The sequence below is a fragment of the Paenibacillus sp. NN59 genome, from assembly GCF_057597225.1.
The window spans coordinates 4,213,268-4,230,982 of the sequence record NZ_CP199678.1 but is presented as its reverse complement, the minus strand read 5'-3'; the positions used below and the strand labels follow the sequence as shown (position 1 = coordinate 4,230,982).

Annotated in this window: 16 protein-coding genes; 12 read left to right on the top strand and 4 right to left on the bottom strand. The window is 45.9% G+C overall.

Translation table 11 applies throughout. The features are described from left to right. Window positions 1–136: 136 nt before the first annotated feature. From ACT89M_RS18665 to ACT89M_RS18655, 3 genes are all read left to right on the top strand, one after another. Window positions 137–937, top strand: a complete 801-nt coding sequence (locus tag ACT89M_RS18665) for a lipid II flippase Amj family protein (protein ID WP_154983717.1) — start codon at window positions 137–139, stop codon at window positions 935–937. Window positions 938–1,059: 122 nt separating this feature from the next. Further along, window positions 1,060–1,653, top strand: a complete 594-nt coding sequence (locus ACT89M_RS18660) for a TetR/AcrR family transcriptional regulator (RefSeq protein ID WP_261769252.1) — start codon at window positions 1,060–1,062, stop codon at window positions 1,651–1,653. 81 nt (window positions 1,654–1,734) lie between these two features. Continuing rightward, window positions 1,735–2,949, top strand: a complete 1,215-nt coding sequence (locus ACT89M_RS18655; protein ID WP_308723132.1) for an MFS transporter — start codon at window positions 1,735–1,737, stop codon at window positions 2,947–2,949. Window positions 2,950–3,083: 134 nt separating this feature from the next. On the opposite strand, the gene msrA is transcribed toward ACT89M_RS18655, so the two are convergent. Both msrA and ACT89M_RS18645 read right to left on the bottom strand, forming a co-directional pair. Next, window positions 3,084–4,046 carry a peptide-methionine (S)-S-oxide reductase MsrA gene (msrA, locus tag ACT89M_RS18650; protein WP_154957676.1) on the bottom strand — a complete coding sequence of 321 codons (963 nt, stop codon included), beginning with the start codon at window positions 4,044–4,046 and terminating at the stop codon, window positions 3,084–3,086. A gap of 251 nt (window positions 4,047–4,297) precedes the next feature. After that, window positions 4,298–4,909 (bottom strand): TVP38/TMEM64 family protein, encoded by a 612-nt coding sequence (locus ACT89M_RS18645; RefSeq protein WP_186811623.1) that lies wholly within the window; start codon window positions 4,907–4,909, stop codon window positions 4,298–4,300. A 233-nt stretch (window positions 4,910–5,142) separates the two neighbouring features. Between ACT89M_RS18645 and ACT89M_RS18640 the strand changes: the two genes are divergently transcribed. Together ACT89M_RS18640 and ACT89M_RS18635 are read left to right on the top strand one after the other, a co-directional pair. Continuing rightward, window positions 5,143–6,081 carry a Gfo/Idh/MocA family protein gene (locus ACT89M_RS18640; protein WP_308723131.1) on the top strand — a complete coding sequence of 313 codons (939 nt, stop codon included), beginning with the start codon at window positions 5,143–5,145 and terminating at the stop codon, window positions 6,079–6,081. 52 nt (window positions 6,082–6,133) lie between these two features. Then, window positions 6,134–6,448 (top strand): hypothetical protein, encoded by a 315-nt coding sequence (locus tag ACT89M_RS18635; protein ID WP_123062290.1) that lies wholly within the window; start codon window positions 6,134–6,136, stop codon window positions 6,446–6,448. Window positions 6,449–6,521: 73 nt separating this feature from the next. Here the strand turns inward: ACT89M_RS18635 and ACT89M_RS18630 are convergent, their stop codons facing one another. After that, on the bottom strand, window positions 6,522–7,340 hold the full coding sequence (locus ACT89M_RS18630) for an AraC family transcriptional regulator (protein ID WP_090922593.1): 819 nt from the start codon (window positions 7,338–7,340) through the stop codon (window positions 6,522–6,524). Window positions 7,341–7,532: 192 nt separating this feature from the next. Here ACT89M_RS18630 and ACT89M_RS18625 point away from each other — a divergent pair, with 192 nt between their 5' ends. From ACT89M_RS18625 to ACT89M_RS18600, 6 genes are all read left to right on the top strand, one after another. Beyond that, window positions 7,533–8,645 (top strand): Gfo/Idh/MocA family protein, encoded by a 1,113-nt coding sequence (locus ACT89M_RS18625; protein ID WP_308723130.1) that lies wholly within the window; start codon window positions 7,533–7,535, stop codon window positions 8,643–8,645. Window positions 8,646–9,062: 417 nt separating this feature from the next. Then, entirely contained in the window at window positions 9,063–10,031 is a 969-nt protein-coding gene (locus tag ACT89M_RS18620; protein WP_090922589.1) for a sugar phosphate isomerase/epimerase family protein, read from the top strand. A gap of 24 nt (window positions 10,032–10,055) precedes the next feature. Continuing rightward, a complete protein-coding gene (locus tag ACT89M_RS18615; RefSeq protein ID WP_154983712.1) occupies window positions 10,056–10,784 on the top strand; it encodes a ThuA domain-containing protein in 729 nt (242 codons plus the stop codon). A gap of 344 nt (window positions 10,785–11,128) precedes the next feature. Continuing rightward, window positions 11,129–11,431: a winged helix-turn-helix transcriptional regulator gene (locus ACT89M_RS18610; RefSeq protein WP_090922720.1), complete on the top strand. Its 303-nt coding sequence runs from the start codon at window positions 11,129–11,131 to the stop codon at window positions 11,429–11,431. 183 nt (window positions 11,432–11,614) lie between these two features. Beyond that, entirely contained in the window at window positions 11,615–12,343 is a 729-nt protein-coding gene (locus tag ACT89M_RS18605; protein WP_090922585.1) for a hypothetical protein, read from the top strand. 194 nt (window positions 12,344–12,537) lie between these two features. Beyond that, complete coding sequence (locus ACT89M_RS18600) at window positions 12,538–13,254, top strand: hypothetical protein (RefSeq protein ID WP_090922583.1); 717 nt, start codon at window positions 12,538–12,540, stop codon at window positions 13,252–13,254. A gap of 141 nt (window positions 13,255–13,395) precedes the next feature. Here ACT89M_RS18600 and ACT89M_RS18595 read toward each other — a convergent pair whose 3' ends face one another. Next, window positions 13,396–14,112: a Crp/Fnr family transcriptional regulator gene (locus ACT89M_RS18595; RefSeq protein ID WP_090922581.1), complete on the bottom strand. Its 717-nt coding sequence runs from the start codon at window positions 14,110–14,112 to the stop codon at window positions 13,396–13,398. Window positions 14,113–14,540: 428 nt separating this feature from the next. Between ACT89M_RS18595 and adhE the strand changes: the two genes are divergently transcribed. Further along, window positions 14,541–17,153, top strand: a complete 2,613-nt coding sequence (gene adhE, locus ACT89M_RS18590) for a bifunctional acetaldehyde-CoA/alcohol dehydrogenase (protein WP_154888415.1) — start codon at window positions 14,541–14,543, stop codon at window positions 17,151–17,153. Window positions 17,154–17,715 lie beyond the last annotated feature (562 nt).

The following is a 17,715-nucleotide window of genomic DNA, read 5'->3' as shown; positions in this document are numbered from 1 at the left end:
CCCAGGCATATCAGATAAACGCCAAACGGTTTCTCATTCCTTTTCTATACTTCGGGGGAGATAAGGCGTATAATACGTTGGTGATAAAAATTGGATAAAATCAAACATTAGAACCAATATAAAGGAGAACGTACATATGTTCAGTCTAAGTCTCGCTCTTCCAATGATATTCACCATGCTGATCCATGCAACAGATAGCTTATCTTATGCACTTCGTCTTGGCGGTTTGCGTACGCGCCGGATTGCTCTTGCGATATCACTCGCAGGCATTTTGCTACTCGTGTCTCGTACGTCCAATATGGCACAAGGCCCCATGATCGGTAGTCTGGTGGACTCCGCCACCCATGGAGCCAACCCGCACTTTGCAGCACAACTGCATTGGTTGATGGGGGCAGCAACGTTAGGAACAGCATTAGCCATACTCTGTTTCCCGACAATGGTCAAACTCTCATCGCGAATGGTTGTACATTTTGAAGCGGCAGGTTCCATTCCTGGCATGGTCCGGCAACTTCTGAAGCGGAGTAAGCTTCGTAATGCAACGTATTACATCACTCCGCCATCTTGGGAAATGGCCAAACGTTTGGTACAACACGGCATGCCAAGACGGTTAATGTTGCTCAATGTAGCCGTAACTGCCATCTATACTACAGGTGTTTTGTCCAGTTTATACGCAGCGTATCTATACCCGGATCAGGCTGTGGCTGCATCTCAGTCGACAGGATTGATTAACGGTATGGCAACCATTTTGCTTACAATTCTGGTCGACCCGCGGATTTCACTCCTGAGTGACCGATCTTTGCGTGGTGAAATCCGGCTGAATCGCATGAATCAAATTTATGGCTGTATGCTGATCTCTCGTCTTTTTGGTACACTGGTGGCGCAGTTACTGTTGATTCCTCTGGCCTACTGGATTGGCTGGATCGTAAGTATGATGTGATCATTTTTTCACAGTGCTACGAATCAATGAGAAGGGATGCCTTACTTCTATCGATTGACAGAAATTAGGGTGCGTGCTACTATTAGACCGAATAGTCGGTTTTTTGTAGGGAGGGTATATTTATCGAAGTCAAACGGAGAAAAGACGTTGCTCAGATAAAAAAAGATATTGTACGTAATACCAAAGAGCTTTTTGCCCAGAAGGGGTATGGAGCCACTTCGATGGAAGACATATGTACGATTAACAATCGAAGCAAAGGTAGCATTTATTATCATTTCAAAAGCAAAGAAGAGCTATTTATGTACCTGATCAAGCTGAACAACGAAGACTGGATGGACGAATGGCTTGAGAAGGAACCTCAATATAAGACCGCTACAGAGAAGTTGTACGGACTCGCTGATCATTATGTCGATGACATGGCGAATCCGCTGAATCATGCGATTAATGAATTTGTCTCTGGTCAGGTGGTTAGCCAAGAGATGATGGATGAGATGCTTGCTCTGATTCGGATTCCGTATGCGACCTACGAGCGTATTTTATCGGAAGGTATTGAAGCTGGAGAGTTTAAAAAGGGTAACCCGCAAGACATGATGCATATTATTTACGGCCTGCTTAGTGGATTAAGTACACTTTATTTCGAAAAAGATGTGCAAGAAATCCGGCGCCTGTACCATATCGGGATCAGTAGTTTACTGACAGGCATCCAGCAACGTTAATGAGAACAAACTGATGAAATATCAGTTTTTCTTTTTAAATAATAATAAACCGGACAGTCGGTTTAAAAAGGGAGATGGAATATGAATACGTTATTCAGAAACAGAGCTTTTCTTATCATCACCGGATCAGATTTGTTGCAAAACCTTGCGATATGGATACGCAATATGGCAATCCTCTATTACATTATGGATCAGACGCAAGGAAACCCGGTGGCAATCTCCCTCATTACTGTTCTGGAATATGCTCCAATCTTTATATTTTCCATCATAGGCGGTGCGCTTGCAGATCGGTGGAATCCCAAACGAACGATGATTATCGGAGACATTCTAAGTGCTTTATCGATTGTTATCATCATGGGTATTCTTAGCTCTGGTTACTGGCAGGTTCTTTATGCAGCAACCCTCGTTTCCTCCATCGTCAGCCAGTTCTCTCAACCCTCATCTGTCAAAATAGTTAGACGGAATGTCAAAAAGGAGAATGTACAGTCAGCAATCGCCGTAACGCAAAGTGCAAACTCCCTTTTCCTCTTTTTGGGGCCAATCGTAGGTACTTTTATATATACTGCTATGGGCATTCAAACATCCATGACGGTGTTGCTCATCTTATTTGTCGCTTCTGCTATTTTGCTAACGTTTCTGCCCAAGGATCAAGCCAAGCGGGAAACCGGTAATTCTCTCTTCGCTGATATTAAAGAAGGATGGAATTATGTCACTCAGTCTCGTTCACTTCGCATGTTGGGTCTGGTTTTTGGCTGTGTTGGCCTATCCGCAGGCCTGATCAATCCACTAGCCATTTTCCTGGTTACGGAACGATTGGGATTGGAACAAACCGCACTACAGTTTCTGTCGGGAGCATCCGGGCTTGGTTTGCTCATTGGCGGGGGGATCGCTGCGGCTGTCAGCAACAAGTTGAATCAAACGAAAACATTAATGATCGGGCTGTTGTGTCTGGCTGTTACAATGTTAGGTGAGGTGCTATCCAGTTGGCTCTGGTTAACGATGGGTCTGACGTTCCTGAGCTCCATAAGTCTTGCTTTTATTAACATCATTATCTCTTCCTATATGGTCAGCCGGATTGATGAGCACGTCATTGGCAGGGTGAATGGAACCATTATGCCCTTATTTATGGGAACGATGCTGATTGGTTCCTCACTCGCGGGTGTGATCATGAATCAGACTTCTTTGATTTTCGTGTATGTGATATCGGTCATCATCATGCTCCTGAGCATAATTCCGGGTTTAAGAGTTCAGTTTAATGATCAGAATATTTTGAATAATGGTGAACTAAAAAGGTGATCGCACACTGTGGCTTGAAGGTTTCGAAGCCGATATGTTAATTCAAATAAAAAAAAAGAGCAAAGGGATCAACCCAATGCTCTTTTGGCTTAGTAAGAGGGTACTTTTGCTACATTTATTGCTTCTGCCCAGACTTATTCGAATAAAACGTGGTATTCGCCGTAGCCTTCTTTTTGCAGATCCTCTTTAGGTATAAAACGAAGTGCCGCGGAGTTGATGCAATAACGCAATCCGCCTGCTTCCGTAGGGCCATCCGGGAATACGTGCCCCAGGTGGGAATCCCCTTCACGGCTGCGAACTTCGGTACGGATCATGAAGTGGCTGAGATCTGTTTTTTCCTTCACGTTGTAGTCTCGGAGTGGACGAGTGAAGCTTGGCCAGCCGCAACCCGAATCGTATTTGTCGGTAGAACTGAACAGCGGCTCACCCGATACGATATCCACATAGATGCCGTCCCCGTGATGATCCCAGAATTCGTTGTGGAACGCGGGTTCTGTGGCATTGTTCTGTGTTACCTCATATTGAAGCGGAGTCAGACGCTCTTTCAATCCGCTTTTGTCCACACTACCCGACCAGTTGCGCTCAATGAAGTCCTGACGGCCTGAGCCTTTGCTGTACCGTTTGTAATGAGCAGGGTTTTTGCGGTGATAGTTCTGATGATGTTCTTCTGCTTCATAGAACGGTTTGGCAGGCAGGATTGGGGTGAAGATCGGTTTGTCGAAACGTCCGCTCTGTTCCAGTGCGGCTTTGGAAGCTTCAGCAATCTGGCGTTGCTCCTCACTGTGGTAAAAGATAGCCGTCTGATAAGATGATCCGCGGTCATGGAACTGTCCACCGGCATCTGTTGGATCAATCTGCTGCCAGAAGAGCTCAACCAGTTTCTCATATGGGAAAATGGATGGATCAAACGTGATCTGCACCGCCTCCACATGACCTGTTGTTTCCGAGCATACTTCCTCATACGTAGGATTTTCGGTATGTCCACCTGTATAGCCTGAAACGATCTTATGAATACCAGGCAGTTCTTCAAACGGGGATACCATACACCAGAAGCATCCGCCTGCAAATGTTGCTTTTTCCAATGACTGTTGTTCCATGCTATATTCACTCCATTTCTGATGAAAGAATCGGGCGCTTGCAGTTGAACAGGGCTATGCTATATGGCATGCGTTTGCCCCAAAACATTCGCTCCCGTTCAAAGAAAGGCTCGAACTATCATCGTTATATTTGAATTTCTAAATATGAATATTAGGCTTACTCTTCTATTATATCCCGAATGGTCAAGTCAACCAAGCGGGATCGCGCAAGTAGGCATGAATCAGACTGGAAAAATTGTATCAGTAGAGCCTCAAGCCTTTTTACGTGACCGATAGCGGAACAACATGAAAATCATAGCCATAACAATCATATATCCCGCCAGTACTCCCAAACTCAGCCAGATCGATGAACCGGCCTGTGCCCCTGCGTAGGCAAATACAAAGATTGCAGGCATTTTGCCAATCGCTGTCGCTGCCAAGAACACCCAGAAGGGAGTATACGTAATGCCGGCATAGATGTTAACAGCCATCTGGGGAACCACGGGCAGTAAACGCATCGTCATCACGCCCATGAACGGATGTGCCTCCATCCAGGCTGTAAACCGATTCAATCCACGGATACGTTCAAGATAACCCCGAGCCTGTTCCCGAAAAATAGTTCTTGCACCAGCATAGACGAGGATTGCCGCAAGCGTTGTGCCGAGCCAGCATATCCATGCAGCCATGGTTATACCGTAGCTGTACCCAAAAGCAATAATAACAAATTTGTAGGGAATAACAGGTACAAGGGCAAACAGTGTTGCCAAAGAAAGTAACAGCGGAATGGACTGATGATCCTCGGCCCATGCCAGCAGTTCATATCTGTAAATAAACGTGACTCCGGCAAGTAAAACATAAACGAGGAGCCATAACCATTTTCGCAAAAGCCAAACGCTCCTTTCAATTCAGATCCTTGGAGACTCAGAGTCTCATCCGGTTCTGCTATCCTTTATAAGTTTACCACGACAGGCCATCTCGTGAACAATGTAGACAGCTATTACTTCGGATCACTGGCAAGTTAGAGGCGGAGAGGTTACACTATAGGACGGAGAAAGTCATAGGCCGGATTACAAATGAAGGCTGACGAATGAATATAGCTGAAGGTGGAATGCTCATCATGGAAACGATCAAGCGCACCCGAATTGCAATCATCGGACTCGGGGGAATCGCACGTAAAGTATATTTGCCACTGCTCACGGCCCATCCGCAAGTAGAGATTTTTGGCATTATGAACCGGTCACTTGAACCAGTAAAGGAGATTGGTCAGGCGCATCGCATTGAGCGGGGCACAACCGATCTGAAAGAGCTGCTGTCCTGGGATTTGGATGCGGTATTTGTACATACGGCAACAGAATCTCATTTCGAAATTGTGATGGCATGTCTGGAGAAGGGACTGGCCGTGTATGTAGACAAGCCATTGTCCTATACCTTGCGGGAGTCTGAAGAGATGACTGCATTCGCAGAAGCACAGGGCTTGCTACTTGCTGTTGGATTTAACCGCAGATTCGCACCGATGTATCTAAAGGCAAAAGAATGGATGCAGGGCGGAAAGGGGTACGAAACACTCACTTTGACCAAACATCGGACAGGTCTACAAGATCGCCCAGCCGCTGAGACCATCTATGATGATCTTATTCATATGCTCGATCTGATGTTATGGTACGCAGATAACGATGTACAGCTTGTACATCAGTGGCTTCGCCGAGATGATCAAGATCGGTTGCTACACGCTGCTGGAACAGCCAAGCAAGGTAAAACGGCACTCGCCCGGTTCGAAATGATTCGTGCCGCAGGCGCTGATCTAGAAAAGGTAGAAATGCACGGCGGAGGAAGATCGGTAGAAGTCGTGAATATGGATACAGCTTACTATGCAGAACAAGGGGAACTGGATACAAAAGAGACATTTGGAAGCTGGGATACCGTGCTGGCACGCAGAGGTTTTGCCGGTGCTGTAGATCATTTCCTTGCCTGTCTGGATACACCCGATGACTGCCAGATCAGTGCGAGTTATGTTATGGACAGTCATGAGCTGGCTGAGAAGCTGATCACCGGATAAGTAAATACAGTGTACAGTTGAATGAGGTAAAGTAAAGGAGTGCTAACAAAGCATGGATGAGTATCAAAAGGAACGCAACAAACAGATTGAGGAAGCCGTCATTGAGTCTTATAAGCAGGAAGAAGAAATGATGATCCTGGTCTTTGCTCAGTGGTGTGTAAATAACGAGCTGGACCCGGAAGAGATGTACCGACAAGCGTATCCCGAGCAACAGAGCAATGAGCGTTTGCAACAGGTACAGAAGCTGATTGTATCCAAGGAGGAAGCTGGAGATATTCCAGACGATACGGTTCTTGGTGTACTCTCCATGTTTGGCAACGAAGACCTCGCTATGGTTGTGTCCGAGGCCATCGCCGCGCGCAAATAAATTTATAAGACGTATACTACTGTATCACCAAAATGGTAACCAATTTGACGTTCAACAGCGTTTAACGACATCATTACATCTGTTCCCGGTGAATCAGGCGGAATTCTTTTGGTGACATGCCAAACCGGGAACGGAATACACGATGGAAATATGTATAATTGTTAAAACCGGATGATTCAGAGACTTGTTCGAGGGTCATCGGACTAAAAATAATCCGTTCTCTGGCCATATTAAGACGCACATCTAGCGTATATTGCATAATGCTTTTGCCAAACGTTTCTTTAAAAAGATGCACCCCTCGTGAGACGCTGATGCCCAGATGCGTTGCCACATCCTCCAGTTTGAATAGAGAAGAAGCATTTTCCTCGATATAATTTTTAATTTCATAAGCAACATAATTGGTTTTTGTATGGGTTGGATGCTCGGATAACAATCGATCCACTTCCAGACATAATATACGCATGTAATAACTCGAAATCTCGGGGTAAGGATTGGAAAGGCGACGTTGCTCCAGAATCAACTGTCTGAATAAAGTTAATAAGCTTTCGGACAATTCCACCTTGATTCGAGTCGGCCGTTTATGGTGCTTCCACCACTCATCCACCCAGGAACCGTTGAAGAAAATATGATAGTCCCCACTCTCCACAAGCCGTTCTCCCATAGGATTGTACTCATTGTCTATTCTCAGTTCATAAGGCTCATCCGGGTCAAAAAGAAGCAAGTCTCCTGCGTCAACCCTGGACATGGAGCCATCAATGCGAGCACGGCAGCGTCCATCTGTTTGAAGCCGCATCAAGTAATTTTTTACCCCGTCCAGTTGAACCATGCTATAGGGTTTACGGTGGAATGAAAAGCCAGCTGTAAGAACTTGGCAGGAAAAGTCTGTTGGCATAGGTATACTCCTTGTGTGAATTAGAAAATTATGACCAGATAGTTCATGTTTCAATCATATTATTCATTTTAATTGAAGCGCAAACAGAATACCATAGACTTAGAGTTGAGCAACATAAGCAAACTATGGTTTCAACAAGCATTTTAAGCAAATGAACATGGTTCTTACATGCGTAAGGAGATGAACATCATCGTGGAAAAAATGAAAGCAGGCATCATCGGCTGCGGTAATATCAGTGCGATTTACTTAGAAAATCTTAAAACAAATCCTTATATCGAGGTTGTTGCGGTCGCTGACCTGATCCGTGAGCGTGCTCAGGAACGGGGAGATGAATTTAATATCGCAAACGTTTACAATGTAGATGAGTTGTTACAAAATGACGAGATTGAGCTTGTGCTGAACCTGACGATTCCGGGCAGTCATGCGATGACTGATCTGGCTGCTCTGGAAGCAGGCAAGCATGTGTATGCCGAAAAACCGCTGGCCATTTCACTGGAAGATGGGCGCAAAGTAGTCGAGCTTGCCGAGGAAAAGGGACTGTACGTTGGCTCTGCGCCGGATACGTTTCTTGGATCAGGCATCCAAACTGCTCGCAAAGCCATTGAAGAAGGTTTGATTGGCAAGCCGATTGCGGCTACTTCCTTCTTTATGGGCGGGGGACCGGAGGCATGGCACCCTGATCCTGAGTTTTTTTACATGGCAGGGGGCGGGCCAATGTTTGACATGGGGCCATATTATTTGACGGCTCTCGTTACGCTCCTTGGCCCGATTCGCCGGATCAGCGCGTCCGCAGGTATTCAGATTGCTGATCGCAAGGTTGGTTCAGGTCCCAAAGAGGGAACTACGCTTCGTGTCGAAACACCAACCCACTTGGCTGGAACGATCGATTTTGCGGATGGAGCCATCGTAACGATGATTACAAGCTTTGATATCCGAGGAGCTTCTGATCTGCCACGTATCGAAATCTATGGTACCGCTGGCACGCTTAGTGTACCTGACCCTAACTTCTTTAATGGAGAAGTCAAGCTTCGCCGTTATGGTCAAGACACATGGGAGACGGTTCAGCCGGCCTTCGAAAGTGGCCACAACGAGAGGGGCATTGGACTAACCGAGATGGTGGAGTCCATTCGTGCCGGACGCGAGCATAAAGCAAGTGGTAAACTGGCATATCATGTGCTTGAGGCCATGCATGCATTTCAGCGTTCTTCTCTTGAAGGCAAGCACATTCATCTGGAGAGCACCTATGACAGCGTTGTAACAACCAATGCCAGTCCATCCGAAAATGAAACAGTTGAATCTCATTAATGGATAATGGAGCTTCGAGTTTGAAGATCCATGAGTGACAACGTTGAATTTTCGGGATAGAATCATGCTTGTTTTTCCACAATAACTAAACAAGCATGAGAACGGAGCAAAAATGCAACAGCGACAGGTTTGATAAACTATATCGTTTGAACATTTTATTTACACTGCAACGGAGAGGACGGAAAAAACCTGGAAAAGCGAAGCTGAAAGCTTTCTGAAAGAAAGCTGCATCGGAAGCATAAACTTCGCCTTTATCACCGGATTTTTCCCTATCAAAGGGAATCAAAAAAATCTGGGGATAACAGCGATTGGAAGGTCATTCTGTCATCGGAGTGCTCCGTGTAAAGATTTGGTTCAACATATATAGGAGAGCAAACACAGCAATCATACACTATCTAAATCAGGGAGGAATTGCACTTGAAACTCGGCGTATTTTTGGTATTATTCGGTGGACGTAAATTGGAGGATGCCCTTGATTATGTAGCTTCCAAGGGACTTAAAGCAGTAGAGATCGGAACAGGTGGACACCCGGGGAACGCTCATTGTAAGCCAGATGAATTGTTAAGCAATCCTACAGCACTTAAAAACTTCAAAAATGCTGTGGAATCACGCGGTCTGACGATCAGCGCTCTGAGTTGCCACGGCAACCCGTTGCATCCGCAAAAAGACATTGCAAAAGGCTTCCATGATGATTTCGTAAAATCGGTAGAGCTGGCTGAAAAGCTGGAAGTGCCTGTTGTGAATACATTCTCCGGTTGTCCGGGAGACCATGAGGATGCCAAGTATCCAAACTGGCCTGTGGCGCCGTGGCCTAATGATTTTCAAGAAATTTTGAAATGGCAATGGGAAAACAAAGTGATCCCTTACTGGACGGAGTGGGGTAAATTCGCTGCGGATCGTAACGTAAAAGTAGGTTTGGAGCTACACGGTGGATTCTCCGTGCACACACCTGCAACGTTGCTAAGACTGCGTGAAGCCGCAGGCGAAGTCATTGGTGCGAACCTTGACCCAAGCCATATGTGGTGGCAAGGCATTGATCCGGTTCAAGCGATTCACATTTTAGGTCGTGAAAATGCAATTCATCACTTCCATGCCAAAGATACAACAATTGATCCGGTGAACGTGAATAAACACGGGGTAACAGATATGCAGGATTACACGAACATGTTGGATCGTGCTTGGCAGTTCCGCTCCGTGGGTTATGGACATGATAACAAAACGTGGGCGGACATTATGAGTGCCCTGCGTCTGGTTGGATATGATTATGTGGTAAGTATTGAACATGAAGACGGTCTGATGTCGGTTGAAGAAGGATTCTCTAAAGCCGTGCAAAATCTCCAGCAAGTATTGATCGAGGAACCGCTGGGCGATATGTGGTGGGTTTAGAGCTATACTAGGGGGAAATTGAATATGATTAACGTCACCATTTGGAATGAGTTTGTCCATGAGAAAATACATGATGAAGTAAAAGAAGTATATCCGGACGGTCTGCACCGTGCACTTGCTGACGGACTTGGCGGCGAGGGATTTGCGATTCGTACAGCTACATTGGATCAGCCTGAACACGGTTTGAGTGATGAGGTACTGGATTCCACAGATGTGCTTATATGGTGGGGACATATGGCACATGATCGCGTTAGCGACGAGATTGTAAAGAAGGTAGTGCAACGTGTATTGAACGGTATGGGTATGATTGTGCTCCATTCGGGTCATTTCTCGAAGCCTTTCAAAGCGTTAATGGGCACAAGCTGTGATCTTAAGTGGCGTGTAGCAGATGAGCAGGAGATCGTATGGTGTGTCAATCCGTCTCACCCGATTGCAGAAGGCATCGACGCCAAGATCGTATTGGAAAAAGAAGAGATGTATGGTGAATTCTTCGATATTCCAGTACCGGATGAGCTGGTGTTCGTGAGCAACTTCCAGGGCGGAGAGGTATTCCGCAGCGGATGCACGTTCCGTCGCGGCGAAGGTAAAATCTTTTATTTCCGGCCCGGACATGAAACGTACCCCACGTATTACAATCCGGAAATCTTGAAAGTGATCAGCAACGCTATAAAATGGGCTTACCCTGCCCGCAGCTCGAAGCCGCAATACGGCAAGAGCGAACCCGTAAGACCAATTGGTGGCGTGCTGGTCTAAGCCGCAGAAGCTTTAGCTTTACTCATGGATATTCATCATTAAAATTGATTAGGTAATACGGTAATACCGGGAACCCTTCTCCAGGTCGTCTGACTGTGGTAGAAGGGTTCTTTTTGGGTAATATAAGGATATCAGTTGTTAAACGATATTTCCCATGGTTACCTGCCATAACGTGTTGTATACTGAAGGTATACTGTATCGACAGTATTGAGTTTTGTTTTTTTAATGTAAAGTTTTTTGCGGCAGACGTTTTCTTTAAAGCTCAAATGTGTTATTATGAAATATACTAACAAAACGTAAGTTGAGTGATCTCTAAAGAGGTGATAAAAGTGGAAGATCAAGATATGCGGATGTGTCCGCGCTTTGAGACGGCGTTTTCTTTTTTGGGCAAGCGCTGGAATGGGTTGATTATTCAAACGTTAATGAGTGGTTCAAAGCGATTCAAAGACATCTCCAATCTGATACCATCCATGAGCGACAAGATGTTGTCTGAACGGATGAAAGACCTGGAGAGCGAAGGTATTCTGGTGCGTCATGTGTACCCGGAAACGCCAGTGCGAATTGAGTATGAGTTGACCGAGAAGGGCAAGGCGTTACAGCCTGTAATGAGTCAAATTCAAGACTGGGCCGAGCACTGGGTGGAATAACCAGCTGATGCTGTGTGCAGAAAGTACAGAAACTCTTGATTTCCAGTGAAATCAAGAGTTTTTTGTCTTCTGTGACAGCTTACATGGGACTTTTTCGCTTATCCGTTGCACATGTTGTCATCAGATGTAGTATAATCTATAGAAAATGGCCGCAGACGGCCGGAGCGAAGGAGGCCACTTGTCATGAGAGAAGAAAGCTTATCCCGTGAAATACGCTACGGCAAACAAGATATTGCAGAACTTGAGAGCGCATCCATTCAGGTTCATCTGATTTATCAGAAAACGGCAGAACTGTTCAAACGCTCGGTTGATTCACCTTCGGGGAGTAATAATCCTGTCCACACAGACGTGGATTGGATGAACAGCGCTGGCTCAGGATCGTCTCCGGCGGTGCTGCAAAAATGGATCCAAGCGCCTAGTGGCTGGAAATGTATCGGCTGTGAACTGCGGTTACCAGATCGTGTGTCTCATGCAAAACAACAAACTTACAACGACCGGCTCTGTCTGAAGGCCGGAAACGGGAAATTGGTTCAGATCGAAATGCTCATTCAGGCCGTTGTCTGGTCACAATACGAAAAAATCCGTATGTTTGCACCTTGGCTTGGTGATGAGCCGTTCTACACTGCGGAAGAACTGGAAGTTATTGCACGATATATTGTTCCGACGTATTTCTCGGATCGCCCATTGCATGAGCAGGGCAAAGTGTTCAAAATTCATCAGCCCTACGGTCATATTCCGTTGTATCAGGAATACGTAGATGCTCCGTCCTGCTGCGTACAGGTAGACGGTGCATTACTTGAAGGTCGTTTGCTTACTGGTGTTTTTGTATCCGATACTCAGACGTTTGGCCTTAATCCCTATGTGAAGGACGGCGACGGAGGTCGTACCTACATGCAGGCTTTTGTTCAATAGTGGTCGGGTCAAACGTATGGCTAATGCAGTATAAGGAGGGTCTGCTTGCAGGCTCTCCCTTTTTTGATGGTAGGTGCTTAGACAGGGAAAGGACAAAAGTAACGGCTTTGACACTGTTTTTTATCAAAGAATGTGCCATAATAAAGGGTATGGACAACAGGGTGAATGATTTTACGCAGGGTGGTGTTACCTACATGATGAAGAAAATTCCCGGTTACATAGGTCTATGTATGCTTGTTCTCGTCATTTTGACGGGGTGTACCAGAGAGACACAGCCTTCCGAACAGCCGGTTGTCTCAGAGAAAGATTCAGCCAATACGATTACGGTTGCCATTGATGGCAGTACTTTTTTACCTGATGCGACGAAGTCCATCAAACGAGATTTCAGTGAAGGCTTGACGCTCAAAAAAGCTTTGCTGAACAGCGGGCTGGTTGATTTTACGGCAGACGGAAAACGGATCCAGTCTGTGGGTGAGGTTTCTCTTGATTCGTCTCTGAGTTGGGCAGTGAAGCTGAACGGTAAGGATATTGCTCCAGAAAAGTGGGATACCGAGCTTCATGCTAAGGATGAAGTCATTATATACGTCAAAGCTGCTGACAGCGGGGGAGAAGGTGTCGCATATCAGACAACCCTGCTTAAAGTGAGCGGTGGTAGCGTGGAACCAAATCTGAATCGGCAGTATGCCGGTATTTATGTGCAAGAATGCACTGTTCGTGACGTATTAAAATCCAGTGGGGTTGTGCGTCTGTCGGAGAATAACAAGTTTGTTGTTGCTGTTGAGAATGTTATGCCTCGGACGAATCAGCGCTGGGTAATCAAGGTCAATGACAAAGAGTTAATGGAGAATGGATTGGATATGAAATTAAATCCACGGGATGCGGTGAAGCTTGAACTTGTCAACGCATCCTGAGCACATACAAGTAAATACGAAAAGCCCAATGTTGATAATAATCAAATTTGGGCTTTTTACTATATGATGAACTCTTTAAACAGTCGTGATAGCAAGTGAAAGGTCCGCTACCTGAGGTCAAGCTATTCATTTAACATGACGTCAAATGCGGCAAATTTCATTCGGGCACAATTCGCAGTGGCAAATGCCCTGCAACATTTTCAGGTCTTTGATCACAATCATACCATTGTCATATTCAATGGCATCTTTTTTGCGAAGATCACTGAGCATACGGTTTACACTTTCACGGGTAGCGCCAATCATATTGGATAGGTCCGTGTGGGTAATTTTTTTATGAATCATCACATGATCTCCGTGCGCCTCTCCATACGAATTGGATAGCCTGATCAAGGTAGAACAGAGTGCCCCAGGTTTACCGTACAACATTAGATCTCGGAACTTTGTTTGGGTCAAACGATGATGAATGCCCATCCACTTCATGAAATCAATCGCAAAGTCACAATGCTGACAGATCAACATTTCCAGGTCCTTGTGTTCCAGCACACCAATCTCGCTGTCCTCCAGTACTTCCGCCGAGAAGCTGTGTCTGGAGCCAAAAAACGGATCAGCCTGACCAATCATATCGCCTGTCTGGTACATGTACATGATCAGTTCCTTGCCCTCGTCGGTGGATTTCGTGATCTGTGCACGTCCCCGTTTCATATAATAAAGTTTGTCAGAGACGTCACCTTCCCAGTACAGATGTGTTCCTTCCGGGTAAGTTCGGTCTTTCATCGTTACAAGCAGATGATTAAAATTCACTTCCGAGAAACAGTTGGTGTTTCCGCGTTTTTCCAGTACGTTTGTTAGTTCTCCCATACGTTGATCTCCCCTTTATCTCCCCGGTCTGGCGAGTGCAGCTACATGTTGCCCCCGAGGTTCGCCGCAAACTGTGCCATCCTGATCTGGGCATCTCGGCCGTGTGGAGGTACGGTACAAATTGCGGTGGTTCAATTTTTAAGTTCAGTATATACCTAATCTTACCGTTTGAGGGGCATGGAAAGCATTTAAAAATGGCGAAATTTCAAACATTGTGATTAAATTCACTTTTCGAGGGGAAGGATGAGGCTGTTGGTCTACTATTTCTAATAGAAGGTGAATTCTCATCGGAAAGATGCCGTTAAAAACTTAACTAAAATTTGTCATACTTTGTGAAAAAAATCACATAATATATCTTTTCCCCATGGTACGATGTGCATGTAAAGAAGAGAGACAAACCAATACGAACCTTTAGGAGGATGAGGGAGATGGCTGTAAAAAATGAAGTCGCCCCAACAAAAGAACCGACAGCAGGTCAGTATATTCAAACGTTAATTGATAAAGCGAACAAAGCACATGCAGCATTCATGTCCATGGATCAGGAGCAAATAGACCGGATTGTGCAGGCAATGGCGCTTGCGGGACTGGATAAACATATGATGCTCGCCAAAATGGCCGTGGAAGAAACCGGACGTGGTGTATATGAAGATAAAATTATTAAAAATATATTCGCAACAGAGTATGTTTATAACAGCATTAAATATGAAAAAACAGTAGGCGTTATCGAAGACAATGAATATGACAGCTTCCAGAAAATTGCGGAGCCGGTTGGTATTATCATGGGGATCACACCGGTAACCAACCCGACATCAACAACGATGTTTAAAGCACTGATTGCCATCAAAACACGTAACCCGATCATCTTTGGTTTCCACCCTTCCGCACAGAACTGTAGCCGCGAGGCCGCGAAAATTTTGCTTGAAGCTGCTGTGAAAAACGGTGCTCCAGCCGACTGTATCCAATGGATTGATGATCCATCCATGGATCGTACGAACGCATTGATGAATCACAATGATGTGGCTCTCATCTTGGCGACAGGCGGATCAGCGATGGTACGGGCAGCGTACAGCTGTGGTAAACCGGCACTGGGCGTAGGACCAGGCAACGTGCCTTGCTTTATCGAGAAAAGTGCAGATATCAACCAGGCGGTAACGGATTTGATTCTGTCGAAGTCTTTTGACAATGGTATGATCTGTGCGTCCGAACAAGCGGTCATTATTGAAGAACCCATCTTCGATCAAGTGAAAAAGAAAATGATTACGAACGGCTGTTACTTTGTGAACAAAGAAGAGGCAGCCAAATTGACAGCAGGTGCAATCAACGCAGAGAAATGTGCGGTTAACCCGACCATCGTAGGTCAGTCCGCTGTGAACATTGCCAAAATGTGCGGTATTGAAGTACCGGCAGGTACTAAAATTCTGGTAGCCGAGATTGAAGGTGTAGGCACCAAATTCCCATTGTCCGCCGAGAAACTGAGTCCGGTGCTGGCGTGTTACAAAGTTAAATCTGCAAAAGATGGTATTGAGCGTGCGGCAGAAGTGGTTGCTTTTGGTGGTATGGGTCACTCCTCTGTCATTCATTCGAACAATGAAGAAGTGATCAATCAATTTGCGGATCGCCTGCAAACCGGACGGATTATCGTGAACTCCCCTTCAACACATGGCGCAATCGGAGATATCTATAATACCAACATGCCATCGTTGACACTGGGTTGTGGATCGTACGGACGTAACTCGACATCTTCCAACGTAACTGCTGTGAACCTAATCAATGTGAAAAGGGTGGCTCGCCGTACCGTGAATATGCAATGGTTCAAAGTGCCGAACAAAGTCTACTTCGAAAAAGGGGCAACTCAATACCTTGCCAAAATGCCGGACATTACTCGCGTAGCGATTATTACAGATGCCATGATGGTCAAACTCGGATATGTGGAAAAAGTAGAGCATTATCTGCGTCAACGTCAGACACCGGTAGCGATTGAAGTCTTCTCAGAAGTTGAGCCAGATCCATCAACAACAACAGTAGACCGCGGTACAGCCATGATGGAACGCTTCCAGCCAGACTGTATTATCGCACTCGGTGGCGGGTCACCGATGGATGCTGCCAAAGCGATGTGGTTGTTCTATGAATATCCGGATACAGAGTTCAACAACCTGAAACAAAAATTCATGGATATCCGTAAACGGATTTACAAATACCCAAGACTCGGATCGAAAGCGAAATTCGTAGCCATCCCGACAACATCGGGTACAGGTTCGGAAGTCACATCGTTTGCGGTAATTACGGATAAAGAGCATGGCAACACCAAATATCCGCTCGCTGACTATGAATTGACACCAGATGTGGCGATTGTTGACCCTGAGTTCGTATACAGTTTGCCAAAAACGGCAGTAGCCGACACCGGTATGGACGTATTGACACATGCGATTGAAGCGTACGTATCCGTTATGGCGAATGACTACACAGACGGTCTGGCAATCAAAGCCATCCAACTGGTGTTCCAATACCTGGAGCAATCGTCACTGCAAGGTGACAAACTGGCACGCGAGAAAATGCATAATGCTTCCACGATTGCCGGTATGGCTTTTGCCAACGCGTTCCTGGGCATTAACCACAGCTTGGCGCATAAATGGGGCGGTCAATATCACACCGCACACGGACGCACCAATGCCATCCTATTACCACACGTTATTCGTTACAATGCGAAAAAACCGACGAAATTTGCATCGTTCCCGAAATATTCGCACTTTGTGGCAGATGAGCGGTACGCCGAAATCGCACGTATTCTCGGATTACCAGCACGCACAACCGAAGAAGGCGTGAACAGCTTGATCAAAGCCATCCGTGATCTGAACAAAAAACTGGGCATCGAGGAATCGTTCCAGGAGATCGGCTTTGACGCGAAAGACTTCGAATCGCGTGTAGACTACTTGGCAGATCGCGCCTTCGAAGACCAATGTACAACAGCGAATCCAAAACTGCCGCTGGTCACTGAACTTGCCGATGTGTACCGCAACGCTTTCTATGGCAAATTTGAATAACAAGCAACATAAATTACAACTTAGTACTTCAAGTTAAGGCAAGTGATTCAGGGGTTCTCCACATTGGGGAGCCCCGATTGCCGTATAGTTGCATAGCCGAAGGAAAGAGCGGAGAGATAGGAAAGGAGGTGGGAAAAAGGAAAGTGAGCAAGGGAGAAAACGGATAGATCGTTGTAGGAGGTGAGGCAAAGAGGGCAGAGAAACGAGAAACGAAGCCCTTATTTATCGGACAGGTCTTGTACAAGGTCGAAGCGGACCGTCCGTTTTTCAGGAGCATTGTGGTCTCATGCATGAATGAGGTCACACGAGAACGTACCAGTAGAGTTGTAGCAAAGTGATACCCGCGTAAGCAGTAGAAAAAGGATGGGCAGAAAAACGGAGAAGCGAAGCGTCCGTTTTTCAGGAACCTCCTACAAGACCTTGGTTGCTCCGAGCATAGCGGAGCAATGGTTCCCCAAAATGCTAGGAACAAAGGGGAGGGGGCTGTTTGCACAGAAGAGGTTCACACGATAACGGAGCGGGCAGGACAGACGGAAGAAGCGAAGCGTTCGCATTTATCACC